Here is a 19,952-nt window from a genome sequence, read left to right on the forward strand (position 1 = left end):
AAATAACTTAACTTATTTGCAACCCATTCCCAACCTTAGCATTATCGGGGTTCACAAATACCAATTTACCTTCTGGAGTTTCCGTCATTAAAATCATGCCTTGGCTCTCAACTCCACGTAAGGCTCTTGGAGCTAGATTTACTAAAACAGTAACACGCTTCCCAATAACTTCTTCAGCAGAAAAACTTTCGGCGATACCAGAAACAATGGTACGTGTATCAATCCCTGTATCTACCTTTAGTTTTAACAACTTTTTAGTTTTAGGCATCTTTTCAGCTTCTAAAATGGTACCCACACGGATATCTAACTTTGTAAAATCTTCAAAAGTAATTGTGTCTTTTTGTGGTTCTACTTTTTTATTCGCAGCTTCATTAGCTTTTTTACTGGCTTCTAATTTATCTAACTGTTTTTGGATAGTTGCATCTTCTATTTTAGAGAATAACAATTCTGCTTTTCCTATTTTGTGGTTTGCCGGCAATAGAACTTCATTAGTTTTAATGTCATTCCATTGAGATTCTGAATCAAGTTCAGAATAACAAAGGATACGTTTTAGTTTCTCCGAGGTAAATGGTAAAAATGGTTCACTTAACGTTGCCAATGCAGAAGCTATTTGAAGCGCCACATACATAATGGTTTTTGTACGGGCTTCATCTTCTTTAATAACCTTCCAAGGTTCGGCATCTGCTAGATATTTGTTGCCTAACCGTGCTAAATTCATCAATTCTTGCCCTGCTTCTCTAAAGCGGTAACGCTCAATAGAACTCGCAATAACATCTGGGTATGCTTTTACAGCCGCCAAAGTTTCCTCATCAACGTCATTAAATTCTGAAGGTTCTGGAACTACTCCTTCGTAATACTTGTTGGTTAACACCACCACACGGTTAATGAAGTTACCAAAAATGGCTACCAACTCGTTGTTATTTCTCGCTTGAAAATCTTTCCAAGTAAAATCGTTATCCTTTGTTTCTGGTGCATTAGCATTTAAGGCATAGCGCAATACGTCTTGCTGTCCTGGAAACTCCTCTAAATACTCAGGCAACCAAACGGCCCAATTTTTAGATGTTGATAATTTATTGCCTTCTAAATTCAAAAATTCATTAGCTGGCACATTTTCTGGCAAAATATAACTGCCTTCTGCCTTCAACATAGATGGAAATATAATACAGTGAAATACAATATTATCTTTACCTATAAAATGTACCAATTTAGTGTCTTTATCTTTCCAATAGGGTTCCCAGTCTTTTCCCTCTCGCGCAGCCCACTCTTTGGTAGAAGATATATATCCAATAGGGGCATCAAACCATACGTAAAGCACTTTTCCTTCTCCTCCTTCAGCGGGAACAGGGATTCCCCAATCTAAATCACGGGTAACTGCACGTGGGCGTAATCCATCATCTATCCAAGATTTACATTGTCCATAAACATTGGACTTCCAATCTTTTTTATGTCCTTCTAAAATCCACTCTTTTAAAAACGATTCATGCTTATCTAAAGGTAAAAACCAATGTTTAGTTTGCTTTAAAGTTGGTGTATTTCCTGTAATAGCCGATTTTGGATTAATTAAATCTGTAGCATTGTGACTGGTGCCACAGTTTTCACACTGGTCACCATAACTTTCCTCAAATCCACATTTAGGACAAGTACCCACTACAAAACGATCTGCCAAAAACTGATTTGCTTCCTCATCGTATAGTTGCTCTGTAGTTTCCTCTATAAACTCGCCTTTTGCATCCAACGTTTTAAAGAATTCAGAAGCTGTGTCATGATGAATAGGAGCAGAGGTACGGGAGTAGTTATCATAAGTAATCCCAAAATCTTCAAAGGACTTTTTTATAATTGCATGATATTTGTCGACAATATCCTGTGGTGTAACACCTTCATTTTTTGCTTTAATGGTAATGGGCACACCGTGTTCGTCGCTTCCTCCAATAAACGCCACATCATTTCCTGTTAAGCGTAAATAACGCGCATAGATATCAGCAGGCACATAAACCCCTGCTAAATGACCAATATGAATTGGACCGTTAGTATAAGGAAGTGCCGTAGTAATTGTATATCGTTTTGGTTTGCTCATCAGTCTAAAATTAAGCCGTAAAAGTACACATTTTAAGGGCTTTTTAGAAAAAAAATGTACATTTACATTATGCGGAAAAACCTACTAGTCTTAAATTTATTTTGTGTTCTTTTTTTCTTAGGAATTAAAGTTAATAATGCTCAAACAACAATTGAAAAATCTAATACTGTTTTGATACAACCATCATATTTACAAAAAGGAGATACCGTAGCTATTGTAGCACCAGCAGGCATTTTAAAAAATAGAGAAGGCGAAATAAATAAAGCCAAAGCACTTTTAAAAAGTTGGGGATTACATACCGTTGTTGGCAAACATATATTTAATCAAGGAAGGCATTTTGCCGGAACTGATGATGAACGTTGTGAGGATTTCCAAAATGCTTTGGATGATAAATCAATACGTGCCATTTGGTGTGCACGAGGAGGTTATGGTAGTGCACGAATTTTAGATAAACTAGATTGGACCAATTTTAATGAAAGTCCTAAATGGATTATTGGTTATTCTGATATTACAGCAATTCATAGTGAACTACACAATCTAGGCTTTCTATCGCTTCATGCAATGATGTGCACAAGCTTACAAGATGATGTTGCAACTATAAAAGAAACTATTTCAACATTTAAAAACGCTCTTTTTGGTAAGCCTTTAAATTATACATTAGAAGGCTCTAAATACAACAACCCTGGAACTGTTTCTGCTCCTATTATTGGAGGCAACTTAACTATTTTACATACTATGTTAGGCTCTAAAACGAGCCTAGATACTTCGGGTAAAATTCTTTTTATTGAAGAAATAGGCGAGTATAAATATCATATAGATCGCATGTTACAAAGTTTAAAACGTGCTGGTTATTTTGATAACTGCAAAGGTGTAATTATTGGGGATATGACAAAAATTAAGCGTAATACGACACCTTGGGGCTCCTCGATTGAACAATTAATATTAGATGTACTTTCAGAATACAATTTCCCCATTGCCTTTAATATGAAAGCTGGTCATGAAAAAGATAATCGCGCTTTAATTTTGGGTAGAACTATTACATTAAAAGTCAACAAAACATCTAGTGAAATTTTATTTTAAATCACTTACATTGATATAAATAGAACGTACTTTTTGGGTTCTAACCTCTTTAAATTATCAATTTTCCATAGGTTACTAATCGAAAAAATTTGCTTTTCGTAGTAAAGCAATGTAATTAAACGTTTAATACTATAATGTTACCTAATAATTTTAAGAATTATTAATATCTGCGGTAAACTTGTACTCAATTAATAACCCTAAGAAAAGACCCTATTATGAAAAGAATTTTACTAGCCAGCGTAATGATTTTGTTATCTATTAGTGTAAATGCTGATGATATTATTAATACTGATTTAAACCTTTATAATCCAGATGTAAGAAAGTGTTTATTAGAATCTTCTAAAGAAGAAGGATGGACATTAAAATCTGTCTATATGAATGCTGATGATGTATTAGTTATGATATTTGATAAAGGTACTACAACTAAGATTTACAAAAGCAAATAATATAATTATCAACAACAATCCCTCAGAGCCAGCTAATCTCTCACTTAGCTGGCTTTTTTATACTCCAAATTGTGTTAAATGATGATCTAAATGTTTATAAAACATGTTATTCCATTCTTGTTTAGTTAACTTTCCAAAAGAGTGTGAGTCCCTTCCATTAAAATAATCTGCTCCTAAATTTTTAGTTTTCTCTATATAACCAATTAATCGGTTTTTCTCTTCTTCAAAATCCTTTGCATCAGTTACCAAAAATTGCGGTGCTGTTCTACCATTTCTCTTATATGGTTTTTCGTTTACCACAGTCTTTTTCACAAATAGTTTTAGCATCAACTTAGTGAACCCATTTGGTTTTTTATGTTTGTCTTCATAAGCCATTTCATAAGTTACATTACAGTGCGCTAACATTTGATCTACACTCATTTTCCCCCATTGAGGTTTTGTAGAAGACTCTAACGTATTAATACGTTTTATAACCTCATTAGTAACGTTTGTTTCGAAAATATTTTTCATAATTTTATGATTGATGAATTTTTGCTTCCCGCAAGTTATTCATTTTAGTTTTACTTTGAAAGCATTAAAATGGGGCTTTACGACTTAAATAATGCAGATAGTGGATTTTTTGACTGAAAAAAGACCTAAAACATTATATCTAGCTTCCTTAATTCTTGCTTTAGTAGTTCTATATCCATCTCCTTAAAACTAAACTCAATATCTGGGTTTTCAACTGTTTTAGTAGACAACACATCAAAATACAATTTTCTTTCCAACTTTTTTATGGCTACTATTACTACTTCTTCATTGTTAGGAACTGTTTTAAAATCAAATTCATCACCAAACCTCCAACTCGGTAATACCGATTTCCAAGACTTAAAAATCATACTTAACTTTATTTCTCCATCAGCATCATTAATTTTAAGCTTATATTTTATTTTGTCTTTTACTCTAACGAACCTATCACAGTTTATCCAACCTAAGTTTGACGTGCTTAAAACATAGTTGTTTGCCTCAGATACAGAGATATTTCTTGTATCTCTGTTTTTTAGTGTGTTTTTTATGTAGTCTGGAATAGTTACAGTATCCTGCTTTGAATTGTTGGTTGAAGAACCTGCTATTGTTTCTCCATCAACTAGAATTCTAATTGGTAGAGTATACCCTACTGAAACAACTTTACCTCTTTGCTTACCGGGGGTCATCTTTGGTAACAAACCAATAACTCTTTCGGCTTCTATTTCTAAATAAGGGTTCTTACTTCTCGCACGAATGTCTACTATGTCTCCATCTCTATTAATTTTAAAACCCCCTGTAATCCTTTGCAATCCTTTCAACCTTAAATCATTAGCGATTTTAGTATTGAAATTTTTTCTAATAAACTTATCTACAGCATCTTTAAAACATTTCTTTGCTTTGTTTTTGCTTAAGCCTTCGCAACCTGGATAAATAGGTGGTTCTTCTATCTCATAGAATGGCACCTCTACATCGTTTTCATTTGGTGTTACTTGAATATCTTCTGTAACTACTTCTGTTTCTTGTTGAGGTTTCCAGTTAATGATTTCATTTTCCAATTCCCCATAGAATAATTGCATGTTTTTCTTTTTATCGGCAAATGAAATTTCTATTGGTTTTGTGTTGGCAACTTGTAACTTTTTATCATCTTGCATAGCTTCTATATAGAGCATGCCTCCTGTTTCTAACAATTGATCATTGCAATGTGTATTTAAGTTAGCTAATAAGATATCCGACAGTTTATAATATTCCGTCACTTTTATATCAACATTTCCAACTATTTTAGTACCAACATCATCAATAAAAGAGTTTGCCTTTATTATAAGTTTTGTGCCTTCTTTAAACACTATACTAGTGTCTTTACTAGTATTAATTCTTATAGTTTCAGGTGCCTTTTTTGGAATAGTTACTATAATATTGCTTTTAGATTTTACCTCTTTTTTTGTAATATCTTTTTTTCCTTTAAGGCTTTCTGTTATTATTTTTTCAGGTTTTATCTTGTTTTCTTTTACTTCAATTTCATCAATTATTAAAAGTGATTTTATTTGAGACTCTTCAATCTTCTTATAGTTTATTTGGAAACTGCCATTTTTGTCAAACCTAACTTCTTTCTTATAACCATAAATAGTTTTTCCTTTTTGCGCTATTCCAATCAAATGGAAACTCCTGTTTACTGGTAAATCAATACTATTGTCATAAACATTTAAAATAGTGTTGTTGTTTTGATCTACAAGATACAGTTGTTCATAATCTGCATCAATGTTAGAGTGTAATGCAACCTTCACTTTTACCTCATCGCTCGTAAATTTATCAATGTTTATCCAACCTAATTTTGATAGTCTTATTGATCTATATAACTCTGTTGAAATAATCTCCTGAATCGTGTCTATTGATTCACGATAATTCAAATACTCTTCTTGAAATTTTATATAATCAGCTTTTGAAATTAGTTCCTCCCCTTTTAATTCAACAGCTTTAACTTGTTTAGTAACTTCTCCTATTAATTCTCTACATTCCGAAACAATATTAACATCTAAATCGATTAAAACAGAGTCAATGACTATCTCTTTCTTGTAATACAAAGAATCTAAAATTTTCACTTTAAAGGTTCTATCCTTATGTAACCATTTGAATTCGCAATCATATTCTTCATCTATTATGTGTACTGTTTCCTTAATTAACCTTATAGTGTCAGTATTTTTATTTTGAAAATTAATTTTATTGAATCTATCTCTTAGCTTCTCTAAACTTAAAAAACCTAAAGTATCTATTACGTTTATACTTTTGAAAGTTTCTACCCCTCCATACTTCTTAGTCAAAGTTGTATTAAAAACAAAGCCTTCTTCATATAAAATCACAAAAGGGTTTTCTTGTATTTTTAAATCAGCTTTACTCCAATTCATATCCCCAATAACGTCTCGTTTCCCATAAAACAATTCCATTCCACCTTCATTAGTACTTTTAGGGAAAATTAAATCAATGGTTTTTCTTTCTTTCAAAACCAAAGTGCTATTACCTTGTTTGATATCAATTTTAAAAGCACCTCCAGATATTAACCATTTATCCTTAGAAACGGTTTGGGCATTTGCTAAAAGTAAATCTTGTTTTGAGGTAAGTTCAATGAGTTCAATGATTAAGCTATCATTTGATAATGCTTTACCAGATTTTGTTTCTAAATCATCAGGATTGAATCGCAAAACAGTGCCTTTATCTCCTTTTACTTCAATAATTGAATCTATAGGAACTTTGATTTCTTGCAGGAATTCAGATTCAAAATTTAATTTATTTTTAAAATCGTTTTCTTCTGATTTAAAAAGATTCAAACAAACAATAATTAAAACCACAATTAAGCTCCCAAAACCTAAATAGCGTAACCATTTAGTTTGCAAATACCGTTGTTTACCTAATTTAATTTCGGTCTTAATTCTTTGCCTTTTTATACCTTCAAGAATAATTACATGTTCATCATATAAGGCTCTAAATTCATTATCCTTTTTTAATCGGTTTTCAAAATCTACTAAGTCTTTTCCTGAAAGATTTTTATTTAAATAATTATTGATTAATTCTATATTTTCAATTTGATTTTCCATGACTTCAAGAATTAAGATTGAACTGTTTTACGAGATTGATAGATGTCTTTTGCTTTTAATAAGCACTTGTACTTCTGGTTTTTTGCAACCTTTTCGGATTTGAATTGCATCTTAAGGGCTATCTCCTTAAAAGACATAGCCTTGAGATAAAACAGTTGTAAAAGTTCTTGACATCGTTTCCCTAATTCGAGAAATGCATGTTCTGCTTGTTGGTACTTCTTCTCCTCTAAAACGTTATGGAAGTGTTCAATCTCAACAGTATTTAAATCGTGAAGTTCTTGTTTTGAAAATTTCTTTTGGGTATCCTTCCAAATAAATCGAGATACCGAATATAAATAGGTGTAAAATGATGATGTAAGTTTAAAATCTGACTTTTCCAGATTTCTGTTAAGAATGATTAAAGCTTCCTGAAACACATCAGAAGCATCTTGTTTTTGCCCTCCTTTAGAAAGAACTAAGACTTCAATTTTAGGATATAAGCTATATAACCTACTAAAAGCTTTTTCGCGTTGCCCCTGCTTAAAAAGTTCTAGGATATTTTGATCGTTCATAAAACTACTTTATTACTTAATGGTAATATTGCAAAAAGGTCTCCCAGAAAATAAAATAATTTTAAAACTAAGTGGATTGCGCTTTCGCGGGAATAACTAAAAACCTAAAACCGCAGTTCCTTCTGCAACTGCTCATAAGCTTCTTGTACTTGCCTGAATTTTTCTTCAGCACCAGCTTGATGTTCTTTACCTAAATGCACCAATCTATCTGGATGGTATTTTTTAGCCATTTTTCGATAGGCCTTTTTAATTTCATCTACAGATGCATCTTTATCAATTTCTAAAATCTTATACGCATTGTCTTTACTACTATAAAACATGGCTTTAATACTCTCGTAATCTCTAGAGCTAATACCTAAATATCCAGCTATAGTATAGATTTGTCGTTCCTCATCCTGAGTTACAGTACCATCGGCTTTTGCAATGCCAAATAGAAAATGTATTAACTGCAATCTAGACGGATGATCCATCATAGATTTAATCTGTAAACACACAGGGCGAATAGAAATATTCTGCTTACTAATACCTTTAAACAATTTAAACGCGTGATTTGCACGATCTTTACCGTACATGTTAACAAATTGCTTGCGTACATAATCCAATTCACGTTGATCTTGAACACCATCAGCCTTTATAATAACTGAAGCTAATACTAATAAACTCACTTCAAAATCGCCAGATTGGGTTTGTGGACGCTGCCTTGGCTGGGTTCTATATGTAGTCCTGCCTCTTCTTCTTTTTTGTTGGTCTCCTAATAATGGTTGACCATTATCTGCCATAGAATCAATAACACTACCAATTGCCAACCCAATTATGGCACCAATGGGGCCTCCAAAAGACCATCCTAAAGCACCTCCTATCCATTTTGAAAAACTCATGTAAGAAATAGATTTTAATTATGACCAAACCTACAAACAAAATCCTTCTTTTAAAAGAAGAAATATGTAATGATAGGTTCACGCTGCCTAACTTAATAAAATGTTAACTTTCAGCGTAAATATAATATTTGTTAGTTGATTGATTCCTAATTTTGTTACACAATTGGTATCTTTGCAACTCCAAAAAATGTTAATTATTAAAATTTAAAAATATGTATCCAGCAGAATTAGTAAAACCAATGCGAGAGGATTTAACCAATGTTGGTTTTGAAGAGTTACAAACTGCCGAAGCTGTTGATGTTGCTTTAGCAAAAGAAGGTACAACTTTAGTAGTAGTAAATTCAGTTTGCGGTTGTGCAGCAGCCAATGCAAGACCAGGAGCAAGAATGAGTTTACAAAATGCTAAACGTCCTGAGAATATTACAACAGTGTTTGCAGGTGTTGACAGAGAAGCTGTTGAAAAAGCAAGAGAATATATGATTCCATTTCCTCCAAGTTCACCTTGTATGGCGTTATTTAAAGATGGAGAATTAGTACACATGTTGGAGCGCCATCATATTGAAGGGAGACCAGCAGAATTGATAGCGGAAAATTTAATGGATGCCTATAACGAGCATTGTTAAAAATCTCTCTCCTAACCCTCTCTTAAAAAAGAGAGGGGGAGCTCTCGACTCTAAAAAATTTTGAAACCACGTTTTTTGTGGTTTTTTTATGTCCTTATATCATATTACACTAATTTTGGTCCATGCAAAAATTGCTTTCATATCCTATATCCGTAGTTTACTATTTGTTTTTTGGATTAACATTGGTGGTTTTTCATCCTATTCAATGGGTTTGCTTTAATATTTTTGGGTATCAAGCCCATAAAGTAAGCGTTGATGCTCTTCAATTTTTTCTATTAAGATGTGCCAATATTTTAGGCACACGTTTCTCATTTAAAAACCCACATAACATACCTACAGATAAACCTTTAATTATTATAGCTAATCATCAAAGCTTATATGATATTTCGCCAATTATGTGGTTTATGCGAAAGCATCATACTAAGTTTATTAGTAAAATTGAATTAGGTAAGGGGATTCCAAGTGTTTCATATAACTTACGTCATGGTGGCTCAGTATTAATTGATAGGAAAAACCCAAGACAATCCTTACCTGCTATTATGAAGTTTGGTGAATATATAGAAAACAACAAACGTGCGGCGGTAATTTTTCCTGAAGGTACTCGTAGTAAAAATGGCACACCCAAACCATTTCAAACCAAAGGTTTAGAGATTTTATTTAAAAAAACACCATCTGCATTGGTTGTCCCTATCTCAATAAATAATTCATGGAAAATGCAAAGATATGGTTCATTTCCTATGGGATTAGGCACTCATATTAAATTTACAGTTCATGAGCCTATAGAATTGGCTACCTTTGCAGATAAACAAGAGCTTATTAAACGTGTTGAAAGCACAATTAAAGCCCATATTCATCCTTAAACATATATAAATGTCGTTGAAAAATGTAAGATTGGAAGTGATGCAATTCTTAGAAAAAGATGTTGCTTCCTTAATGGAAAAATACCTTATACCTATAGATAAAATTTGGCAACCTACTGATTTTTTACCTAACGCAGAAACCGATACCTTTTTTGATGAAATACATGAAATTCAAGAACTTGCTAAAGAATTACCTTATGATTTTTGGGTAGTATTGGTTGGAGATATGATTACTGAAGAGGCTTTACCTACTTACGAATCGTGGTTGATGGATGTAGAAGGTGTAGATCAAGTTGAAAACGGTGGCAATGCATGGAGTAAATGGGTAAAGCATTGGACTGCCGAAGAAAATCGTCATGGGGATGTATTAAACAAATACTTGTATTTATCAGGTCGCGTAAATATGAAAGAAATTGAAAAAACCACACAGTATTTAATTGCTGACGGTTTTGATATTGGAACTGATAGAGACCCATATAAGAACTTTGTATATACAAGTTTTCAAGAATTAGCAACATACATCTCACACAATCGTGTAGCTAAAATTGCTAAAAAAACAGGAAACAAACGTTTAGCAAAAATGTGTCAGATTATTTCAGGAGACGAAATGCGCCATCACCACGCTTATTCTGAATTTGTAGAACGTATTTTTAAAGTAGATCCTAGCCAAATGATGATGGCTTTTCATTACATGATGAAACAAAAAATTACCATGCCAGCTCATTTTTTAAGAGAATCTGGGGGAAAAATAAGTACAGCTTTCGAAGAGTTTTCCAATACCGCTCAACGCATTGGGGTGTATACATCAACTGATTATGTAGATATTTTACAAAAGTTAATTGATCGTTGGCAAATTGATAAAATCACTAACCTTTCGGAGGAAGCTGAAAAAGCACGAGATTATCTCATGAAATTACCATCTAGAATGTATCGATTATCTGAGCGTATTAAGGTTCCTGAGAATTCTTATGAGTTTAAGTGGGTAGCACCTGCTGTTATTAAATAAATCATTTTTATTTTTAAGTTGATTAATTACCATAACAAAAAATTTAAGCCAATTTCTAGTTCAGAGAATAGTGAAACTACTTCTGAAACAATTTTTTTGTATAAACAACATCAAAACATATTGACTTCAAACTACACAGGTGGTAATATTATTAAAGGACATCTTATTGGTTTGGTTGATGATGATGGTACAATACATATAAGGTATCATCAGATTAATAAAAATGGAGATTTAATGACTGGTATTTGTGTTTCCAAACCTGAAATTACCTCAAATGGAAAAATTAAGCTTTATGAAAGTTGGGAATGGACTTCGGGAGACAAGTCAAAAGGTCATTCAGTTCTAGAAGAATTATAATGTTATGAGCTCGAAAGATATCATAAACAAAACCATGGCCTTCGTAAAAGAGACGCTTAAAAATGCTGAAGGTGGTCATGATTGGTTTCATATTCAGCGTGTATACAAAAACAGTTTATTAATTGCCAAAACAGAGTCTGTAGATCTATTTATTGTTTCATTAGGCGCATTATTACACGATATTGCCGATAGTAAGTTTCATAATGGCGATGAAACTGTAGGCCCTAAAATTGCAAGGGATTTTTTGTTTAAAATGAATGTGGACTCTACAGTAATTGAACATGTTATTGCCATTATAGAAAATATATCTTTTAAATCCAGTTTGGGTGGAGAGAAAAAATTCTCATCAAAAGAGTTAGATGTGGTACAAGATGCAGACAGGTTAGATGCCATAGGTGCCATTGGCATAGCGCGAACCTTTAATTACGGTGGTTTTAAAAACAGGGCAATTTACGATCCTGAAATAAAACCTAATTTAAATATGACAAAAGAAGCATATAAATCTTCAACAGCTCCTACCATTAATCACTTTTACGAAAAACTACTACTGCTTAAAGATAAAATGAATACAGAAACAGGTAAAGCATTGGCAAAACAGCGGCATCAATTTATGGAATTATACCTAAAGCAGTTTTATTCTGAATGGGAAGGAAAGGTATAGTACTATTAATTGATTTCATTGAGATCAAAAATTAACTTATGTTAATGTTTGTCTTTTTTATTATTTTAGCTATTCACTAACTAATAATCAGAAATTATGTTAAAAGAATTCAAAGAATTTGCAATGAAGGGTAACCTTGTAGACATTGCAGTTGGTTTTGTAATGGGTGCTGCCTTTAAAGAAGTAGTAACTTCATTTACTGGAGGTATAGTATCACCATTAATTGGATTATTATTCGATACTGACTTTAAAACTTTACGTATGAAATTAAGAGATGGCGTTGCTGATGAAGCAGGCAAGATGGTAGGAGAAGTTTGGTTAGAATATGGTACATTTTTAACTAACGTATTAGACTTTATCATTGTTGCTTTTGTAATGTTTTTACTTGTAAAAGGTATTAATAATATGAAGAAAAAAGAGGAACCTGCTCCAGAAGAACCAGCAGGACCAACTCAAGAAGAATTACTAATGGAAATTAGAGATGCTCTTAAAAAATAACAATATGTTAATTAAATAACAACCTGTTATTTGTTGTTAAAAAGCCCTTATTTTCTTAAAATGAGGGCTTTTTTTGTATTGAGAATTGTAATTAATACTTAGTTTTGCGGACGCATTTATTAAAAATTTTAAACAGATGAAAGTAGCTGTAGTTGGTGCCACTGGTATGGTGGGAGAAGTGATGTTAAAAGTTCTTGCAGAACGTAATTTTCCTGTAACAGAATTAATCCCTGTAGCGTCTGAGCGCTCAGTTGGTAAAACTCTAACATACAATGGAAACGATTATACCGTTGTTGGTTTAGAGACTGCTGTTGCAATGCAACCAGACATAGCATTGTTTTCAGCTGGTGGTGGTACGTCGTTAGAATGGGCTCCAAAGTTTGCTGAAGCTGGTACTACTGTTGTTGATAATTCTTCGGCTTGGAGAATGGATCCTTCTAAGAAATTAGTAGTTCCAGAAATTAATGCTCATGAGTTAACCAAAGACGATAAAATTATAGCCAACCCTAATTGTTCTACAATACAGATGGTTATGGCGTTAAATCCGTTACACAAAAAATACAAAATGAAACGCGTTGTAGTATCAACTTATCAATCTGTTTCTGGTACTGGAGTAAAAGCTGTTCGTCAATTAGAAAATGAAATTGCTGGTGTTGAAGGCGAAATGGCTTATCCTTATCCTATAGGTAGAAATGCTTTGCCTCATTGTGATGTTTTTGAGGATAACGGTTATACTAAAGAAGAAATGAAGTTGGCTAGAGAGCCACAAAAAATAATGAATGATAGAACGTTTTCTGTATCTGCTACTGCAGTTAGAATTCCAACAGCTGGTGGGCATTCTGAATCTGTAAATGTAGAGTTTGAAAATGATTTTGATTTAGCTGAAGTACGTCAATTATTAAGTGACACTCCTGGAGTTGTTGTTCAAGATGATACAGCAAACAACAGCTATCCAATGCCTATTTTTGCACATGAAAAGGATGAGGTTTTTGTTGGGCGTATTCGTCGTGATGAAACACAACCTAATACTCTAAATATGTGGATTGTTGCTGATAACTTACGTAAAGGTGCTGCTACAAATACTGTACAAATTGCAGAATATTTAATTGAGAATAATTTAGTGTAAGTGTTAATATTTATAGTACTAAAGGCTTCTAACTATATTAGAAGCCTTTTTGCTTTAGTATGTTTTGCTTAGGTTGAACTTTATAGAACGTACTAAAACTAGTGCTATGGGCTGTTTTTAGTAGACGAGACTGCGTTAGGGATTGCAGTAGTAGCTTTTGCCGAGGCACGCATCGAGGCAAAACTTTTAACGGAAAGCCCGACCGCGCTTAAAGTGGGGTAACGCCCAAAAAACATTAACAATACCTAAACACTTTTAGGTAAAGTAATAGGCTATTTTTGTGGAAAAATAACCTGATGAAAAAAATATTACTCATCTCAGTTATAACGATTATTATAATGGGATGTAAAGAATACCAAAACAAAACAATTGTTGTGAATTACCCTAAAACTAAAACTGTTGACACCATTGATTCTTATTTTGGTGTTGCCATAAAAGACCCTTATAGGTGGCTAGAAGATGATAGAAGTGATGATACCAAGGCTTGGGTTAAATTACAAAATAAAACAACTTTTGGCTACTTGGATAACATACCATTTAGAGAAGATTTAAAAGAACGCTTGTCGAAAATTTGGAATTATGAAAAAGTGAGTGCGCCTTTTATTGAAGGGAATTATACTTATTTCTATAAAAATGATGGGTTGCAAAACCAATATGTAATTTATCGTTACAATACTGGAGAAGACCCCAATACAGCTACAATATTTTTAGATCCTAATACGTTTTCTGAAGATGGCACAACATCGTTAGGTAATCTGAGTTTTTCTAAAAATGGTAAAATTGCTGCTTATTCTATTTCAGAAGGTGGAAGTGACTGGCGTAAAATTCTAATCATGGATACTGAAAGTAAAACGATTATAGAAGATACTTTAGTTGACATAAAGTTTAGTGGCATCTCTTGGTATAAAAATGAAGGGTTTTATTATTCTAGTTATGATAAACCTAAGGGTAGCGAATTATCTGCCAAAACAGACCAACACAAAGTGTACTATCATAAATTAGGTACGTCTCAACAAAATGATGTACTTGTTTTTGGAGGCACACCAGAAGAAAAGCACCGCTATATTTATGGTACTGTTACTGAAGATGATAACTACCTGATTATTTCTCCGAGAGTTTCCACCTCTGGTAATAAACTTTATATCAAAGATTTATCTAAACCTAATAGTGAATTAATTACTGTTTTAGATCATACTGACAGTGATACTTATATTATTGATAATGTTGGTAGTAAGCTGTTTTTAGTAACCAATTTAAATGCACCTAATAAAAAAATTGTTTCCGTTGACGCATCAAACCCTAGTCCTAAACATTGGGTAGATGTAATTCCTGAAACAGAACATGTATTATTACCATCTACAAGTGGAGGTTATTTTATCACAGAATATATGGTAGATGCTATCTCTAAAGTGTTACAATATGATTATAATGGAACATTGGTTAGAGAAATTGAACTGCCTGGTGTTGGTAATGCTAATGGTTTTGGAGCAAAAAAAGAGGAGCAGCTAGATTATTACTCGTTTACAAATTACAATACGCCTTCTAGTATTTATAGATTTGATTTAAAGACTGGTAAATCTGAGCTATATTGGGAACCTTCCATCGCTTTTAATACTGAAGCCTATGAAAGTAATCAAGTATTTTTCACATCAAAAGACGGTACCAAAGTACCCATGATTATAACTCATAAGAAAGGATTAGAATTAAATGGTAAAAATCCAACTATTCTTTATGGTTATGGTGGTTTTAATATTAGTTTAAACCCATCTTTTAGTATTACAAATGCCGTTTGGATGGAGCAAGGTGGTATTCTTGCTGTTCCCAATTTAAGAGGTGGTGGTGAGTATGGCAAAAAATGGCATATTGCTGGTACCAAAATGCAAAAGCAAAATGTATTTGATGATTTTATTGCTGCTGGGGAGTATCTTATTGAAAATAACTATACCTCATCAGATTATTTAGCAATAAGAGGTGGTTCTAACGGAGGCCTTTTAGTTGGAGCGGTTATGACGCAGCGTCCAGATTTAGCCAAAGTAGCACTGCCAGCTGTTGGAGTTTTAGATATGTTGCGTTACCATACATTTACCGCTGGAGCTGGTTGGGCTTACGATTATGGTACTGCCAACGATAACAAAGAAATGTTTGAATACCTTAAAGGTTACTCTCCTGTACATAATGTAAAAGAAGGTGTAGCCTATCCTGCTACTTTAGTTACAACAGGCGATCATGACGATCGCGTAGTACCTGCACATAGTTTTAAATTTGCTGCAGAATTACAAAGCAAGCAAACTGGAGATAACCCAACATTAATACGAATTGAAACCGATGCTGGCCATGGCGCAGGAACTCCTGTGAGTAAAACTATTGAACAGTATGCTGATATTTTTGGATTTACTTTATTTAATATGGGGTTTAAAACACTACCTAATAAAGCAAGCGAAACATTAAAAGACTAATTAAATTGCATCATTTATAGCATGTTTCCTCATAAGAAGCGTATTTTTTTATAGTACTTTTGCTAAGGCTATGCTCAACGTAAAAAACCTTTCTTTTAAATACGAAACAACTCCTGTTTTAAAGGATATTTCTTTTGAAGCAAAACAAGGGGAACATATTGCTATTATTGGGGAAAGTGGTTCAGGAAAAAGTACACTTTTAAAGTTACTTTATGGAGAGTTTGATTTAAATAGCGGACAAATATTTTGGAAAGATCAAGAAATTTTAGGTCCAAAATACAATTTGGTTATTGGCTATAGTTTTATGAAGTATGTGGCACAAGAATTCGATTTGATGCCCTACACCTCTGTTGAAGAAAATATAGCAAAACACTTATCTCGATTTTTTCCTGAAGAAACACAACAACGGGTAGACGAACTTATTAAAGTGGTAGAGCTAGAAGCTTTTGCAAAAACAAAAGTAAAGTCTTTAAGTGGAGGACAAAAGCAACGTGTGGCTTTAGCTAGAGCTTTAGCTAAACAGCCCGAAATATTGTTATTAGATGAACCTTTTAGCCATATAGACAATTTTAAAAAACAAAGCTTAAGACGCAAAGTATTTAGGTATTTAAAAGAGCAAAATATTACTTGCATTATTGCAACGCACTCTAAAGAAGATGTACTAGGTTTTGCTGATAGAATGATAGTGCTAGACCATAACACAATTGTAGCAAATGCAGTACCTCAAGATCTATTTGAAATACCAAAATCGCCATTAATTGCTGCATTTTTTGGAGAGTTTAATACTATTGATGGTGCTATTATTTATGCACACCAACTTAAAGTTGTAGCTACATCTCACTTAAAAGCAATTGTAAAACAATCGTATTATAAAGGCAGATTTTATTTGATTGAAGCTGTTTTAAACAAACAAAATATATTTTTTGAGCATAGCACTTCACTAAAAAAAGATACAACGGTTTGCCTTGAAATTGACAACTAAATTTATTTGTCAAATTTCTTTAATAGTGCTGGGAGGTAAAAAATATCGGTAATTAATGCTATAGCCACTGTAATTGCACATAAAGCTCCAAAATCTCTTACTGAAGGTGTTGCGCTAGATGCAATAATTAAAAACCCTCCAACTAAAGCAATTGTGGTAGATAATAATGCACTCCCAGTGTAATGCATAGCATTATTCATTCGTTCTTCCGCTGTGCCTTGTATCCTTTTATTCTTTCTATACTTGTGTACTAAATGGATGGTGTCGTCCATAGCTATACCTAGCATAATAGGTGTAATCATGGCCGTAGAAACATCCAAAGGAATATCAAATAAACTCATAAAAATAGCTAAAATGGCTAGTGGTAAAACGTTTGGAATTAAAACTAAAATGGTGGTTTTTAAACTTCTTATAAAAAACCATAAACATAAAAAGGCCACAAAAAATGCCGCAAAAAACGACTTGAACTGCGTTTCTAAAATAAATTTATTGAGTTGAGCAAACACTACGGCAAATCCGTTAATTTTTAAATGATATTTACTGGTATCAAACGTAGATTTAAAAGTACTTTCAATATCTAAAAGCAATTGTTCCAGCTGAGATGTTTTTATATCTCTAAGGCTAATTGTAATGCCAGCTGAGCTTAAATCGTCTGCAAACAATTTAAAAAAACTATTATCTGCACTTTCAACAGAAGCTAAAGTGCTTCTTATCTTTTTTTCTGAAATATTAGATTGAAATAAAACTGGAGATCTTTTCTCTAAAAAAGATTTAATATCAACTATAGATACTGGTGCTGTAATTATTGGATTATTTTCTAATTTGTTTTGAAAATCTTCCAATCGTTTCATCGCTTCCTTATTCAATATGCTAGTACCATCCGCCATAGAGATATCTAGTTGTAATCTCGAACTGCTATTAAGTTGTTTTTCCACAATTCGTAAATCTTGTTTTGCTTTTCCTTCAGCTAGGAGATCTAAAGAATCTGTATCGATTTTTACGTTAAAAACAGAGTACAATCCATAGAATAACACTAAAGTAAATACGGCAATAATGCTTGTTTTATATTGAGAAGTTATACGATTAATCCAATTAATAAAGCCTGTTTGGCTTACTATTTTTAAGGACAAAATTGGTTTAGTAGCTTTAAAGTCGAGATTCATAAAACTAAACCCAATAATGGTAATGATATACACCAGAAAAAAACTTAACACTAAACCAATACAGGTAAAAACGCCCATATTTTTAAATGCAGGTAATGGTGATAAATACAAAGCAAAATAGCCTACAAAAGTGGTTAGTGTTGTATAAAAACATGGTGTTATACTTTTACGAACAGCCAATGCTAGAAGTTCTACTTTATTTAAGGTTTTATTAATGAGTCCTTCTTTGTGGTATATGTTTATAATATGCACTGCATCACTTACACTATATACCATTAAAATAGTGGGAATAAGCATTGATATCATATTCAATGCAAATCCTAGTGAAGTAATAATACCAAATAGCAACGATACTGGTACAGCTACAGATAAGAGAGAAACAATTAAATATCGTTTACTTGGAAGCAAGAACAATAGCATTAAAGTAATAACCAAAACCGTTAAAACTCCAAACAATAAACTCTCCTTGTAAATACCTTTACTATAGGCTTCATTTAACACTGGTGGCCCTGTTAAAAAATAATCTTTATAAAGGCTTTCTATCGTATTTCTTATTTCACTGGCAATAATTTCTCGTTTCTCTTCAATTTGCGGTGTTGGGTTTAATTGAATATAGAAAAACTGATGTTTAAAGTCTTTTGATACTAGTTGTGTGCTTATGTTAGGTAACTTTGATAATAGATTTTTTAATCCCTTTTCACTACGCTGCGTGTTATACAAATCATCAAAAACAATTTTACCACTGTTATAAATAGGATATTTGGCCTTTGCTAAACTAAACGATGTGTTCACAAAAGAAAGTGCTTCTATACGTTTATGTAATTGTAAAAGTTTTTGTCGTTCTACCTCTCCAATGGCATTTTCAACAGGAAACATGGCTATAAAAATCTCATCAGAGCCAAATTCTTCTTGAAAATCTATATAAGCTTTATAGCTTGGATCATCTTCTAAAAACCAAATAGACAAAGAATTGTCTATACTCAATTTATTGGCAGTTTGATAGCTGGCAAGTCCCATTAATAATGCTAATAGTACTATAATTGCAAGTCTAAACTTTATAATGGTTTTTATGATGCTTTGTAACCGGTTCACTGTTATAATAACATAAAATTCTAAGTAAGTATTATTCTATCTTAACAATTGCAAAGTTAAGGCTTCTAAATGTTACCTGTTCCCCAACTTTTTTAGACAATAGTAATTTTGCTATAGGTGTAGACGCAGAAATAGCATAAAACTTATCATTATTATATTTTATTTCTCCTGCACTTATCGCTATAAAATAATTAAGATTTGTAGTGTATACCAAACATCCTAAACTTATAGTTTCTGAAGTTTTTTCAATATTAATTTTAGAAAGAGTTTCCTTTACTTTTTGAATTTCAGCCAGTTGCTTTCCTGCTTTTTCTCGTTCTAATTGAAGCATTGCTCTACCTGTTTCATGCTTATCTCCAGCAGAACTTTTAGTTTCAGATAACAATGAATTTTGAATTTCAGAAATTGTATGCTGTATAGTCTCTAAACGCTGATTTAGAAAATCTTCGCATTGTTTATATAGTTGTTGTTTTATTATCATTTAAAAAAAGAAATGTCTACCAGTT

General features: G+C 32.6%; 18 protein-coding genes. 11 read left to right on the forward strand and 7 right to left on the reverse strand.

The window, feature by feature from the left end:
* Positions 1-7: 7 nt before the first annotated feature.
* On the reverse strand, positions 8-2,074 hold the full coding sequence (gene metG / locus EYD46_RS08170) for a methionine--tRNA ligase (protein ID WP_130936582.1): 2,067 nt from the start codon (positions 2,072-2,074) through the stop codon (positions 8-10).
* A gap of 69 nt (positions 2,075-2,143) precedes the next feature.
* Between metG and EYD46_RS08175 the strand changes: the two genes are divergently transcribed.
* Complete coding sequence (locus tag EYD46_RS08175; RefSeq protein ID WP_130936583.1) at positions 2,144-3,154, forward strand: S66 peptidase family protein; 1,011 nt, start codon at positions 2,144-2,146, stop codon at positions 3,152-3,154.
* Positions 3,155-3,369: 215 nt separating this feature from the next.
* Positions 3,370-3,600 carry a hypothetical protein gene (locus EYD46_RS08180; RefSeq protein WP_130936584.1) on the forward strand — a complete coding sequence of 77 codons (231 nt, stop codon included), beginning with the start codon at positions 3,370-3,372 and terminating at the stop codon, positions 3,598-3,600.
* A 57-nt stretch (positions 3,601-3,657) separates the two neighbouring features.
* On the opposite strand, the gene EYD46_RS08185 is transcribed toward EYD46_RS08180, so the two are convergent.
* From EYD46_RS08185 to EYD46_RS08200, 4 genes are all read right to left on the reverse strand, one after another.
* Positions 3,658-4,110 carry a DUF1569 domain-containing protein gene (locus EYD46_RS08185; protein WP_130936585.1) on the reverse strand — a complete coding sequence of 151 codons (453 nt, stop codon included), beginning with the start codon at positions 4,108-4,110 and terminating at the stop codon, positions 3,658-3,660.
* A 125-nt stretch (positions 4,111-4,235) separates the two neighbouring features.
* A complete protein-coding gene (locus EYD46_RS08190) occupies positions 4,236-7,193 on the reverse strand; it encodes an energy transducer TonB (RefSeq protein ID WP_130936586.1) in 2,958 nt (985 codons plus the stop codon).
* Positions 7,194-7,204: 11 nt separating this feature from the next.
* Positions 7,205-7,744 (reverse strand): RNA polymerase sigma factor, encoded by a 540-nt coding sequence (locus EYD46_RS08195; protein WP_130936587.1) that lies wholly within the window; start codon positions 7,742-7,744, stop codon positions 7,205-7,207.
* Positions 7,745-7,848: 104 nt separating this feature from the next.
* On the reverse strand, positions 7,849-8,622 hold the full coding sequence (locus EYD46_RS08200) for a TerB family tellurite resistance protein (RefSeq protein ID WP_130936588.1): 774 nt from the start codon (positions 8,620-8,622) through the stop codon (positions 7,849-7,851).
* 212 nt (positions 8,623-8,834) lie between these two features.
* Here EYD46_RS08200 and EYD46_RS08205 point away from each other — a divergent pair, with 212 nt between their 5' ends.
* The 9 genes from EYD46_RS08205 to EYD46_RS08245 all read left to right on the forward strand — a co-directional run bounded on the left by EYD46_RS08205 (position 8,835) and on the right by EYD46_RS08245 (position 17,191).
* Positions 8,835-9,245, forward strand: a complete 411-nt coding sequence (locus EYD46_RS08205; protein WP_130936589.1) for a BrxA/BrxB family bacilliredoxin — start codon at positions 8,835-8,837, stop codon at positions 9,243-9,245.
* Between the two features lie 122 nt (positions 9,246-9,367).
* On the forward strand, positions 9,368-10,105 hold the full coding sequence (locus EYD46_RS08210) for a lysophospholipid acyltransferase family protein (RefSeq protein ID WP_130936590.1): 738 nt from the start codon (positions 9,368-9,370) through the stop codon (positions 10,103-10,105).
* 10 nt (positions 10,106-10,115) lie between these two features.
* Positions 10,116-11,111, forward strand: a complete 996-nt coding sequence (locus tag EYD46_RS08215; RefSeq protein WP_130936591.1) for an acyl-ACP desaturase — start codon at positions 10,116-10,118, stop codon at positions 11,109-11,111.
* A gap of 120 nt (positions 11,112-11,231) precedes the next feature.
* The gene (locus EYD46_RS08220; protein ID WP_241657677.1) at positions 11,232-11,468 is read left to right on the forward strand and encodes a hypothetical protein; all 237 of its coding nucleotides are present in this window, start codon (positions 11,232-11,234) and stop codon (positions 11,466-11,468) included.
* Between the two features lie 4 nt (positions 11,469-11,472).
* Positions 11,473-12,129 carry an HD domain-containing protein gene (locus EYD46_RS08225; protein ID WP_130936593.1) on the forward strand — a complete coding sequence of 219 codons (657 nt, stop codon included), beginning with the start codon at positions 11,473-11,475 and terminating at the stop codon, positions 12,127-12,129.
* Positions 12,130-12,225: 96 nt separating this feature from the next.
* Positions 12,226-12,627: a large-conductance mechanosensitive channel protein MscL gene (mscL, locus tag EYD46_RS08230; protein WP_130936594.1), complete on the forward strand. Its 402-nt coding sequence runs from the start codon at positions 12,226-12,228 to the stop codon at positions 12,625-12,627.
* Between the two features lie 136 nt (positions 12,628-12,763).
* A complete protein-coding gene (locus EYD46_RS08235; RefSeq protein WP_130936595.1) occupies positions 12,764-13,753 on the forward strand; it encodes an aspartate-semialdehyde dehydrogenase in 990 nt (329 codons plus the stop codon).
* A gap of 296 nt (positions 13,754-14,049) precedes the next feature.
* Positions 14,050-16,209, forward strand: a complete 2,160-nt coding sequence (locus EYD46_RS08240; protein ID WP_130936596.1) for a prolyl oligopeptidase family serine peptidase — start codon at positions 14,050-14,052, stop codon at positions 16,207-16,209.
* A gap of 70 nt (positions 16,210-16,279) precedes the next feature.
* Positions 16,280-17,191, forward strand: a complete 912-nt coding sequence (locus EYD46_RS08245) for an ABC transporter ATP-binding protein (protein WP_130936597.1) — start codon at positions 16,280-16,282, stop codon at positions 17,189-17,191.
* A 2-nt stretch (positions 17,192-17,193) separates the two neighbouring features.
* Here EYD46_RS08245 and EYD46_RS08250 read toward each other — a convergent pair whose 3' ends face one another.
* Together EYD46_RS08250 and EYD46_RS08255 are read right to left on the reverse strand one after the other, a co-directional pair.
* Positions 17,194-19,446: an efflux RND transporter permease subunit gene (locus tag EYD46_RS08250; protein ID WP_130936598.1), complete on the reverse strand. Its 2,253-nt coding sequence runs from the start codon at positions 19,444-19,446 to the stop codon at positions 17,194-17,196.
* Between the two features lie 31 nt (positions 19,447-19,477).
* The gene (locus tag EYD46_RS08255) at positions 19,478-19,927 is read right to left on the reverse strand and encodes a 3-oxoacyl-ACP synthase (RefSeq protein WP_130936599.1); all 450 of its coding nucleotides are present in this window, start codon (positions 19,925-19,927) and stop codon (positions 19,478-19,480) included.
* Positions 19,928-19,952: the final 25 nt, after the last annotated feature.

The sequence above is a fragment of the Hyunsoonleella pacifica genome (assembly GCF_004310335.1).
Lineage (GTDB): Bacteria > Bacteroidota > Bacteroidia > Flavobacteriales > Flavobacteriaceae > Jejuia > Jejuia pacifica.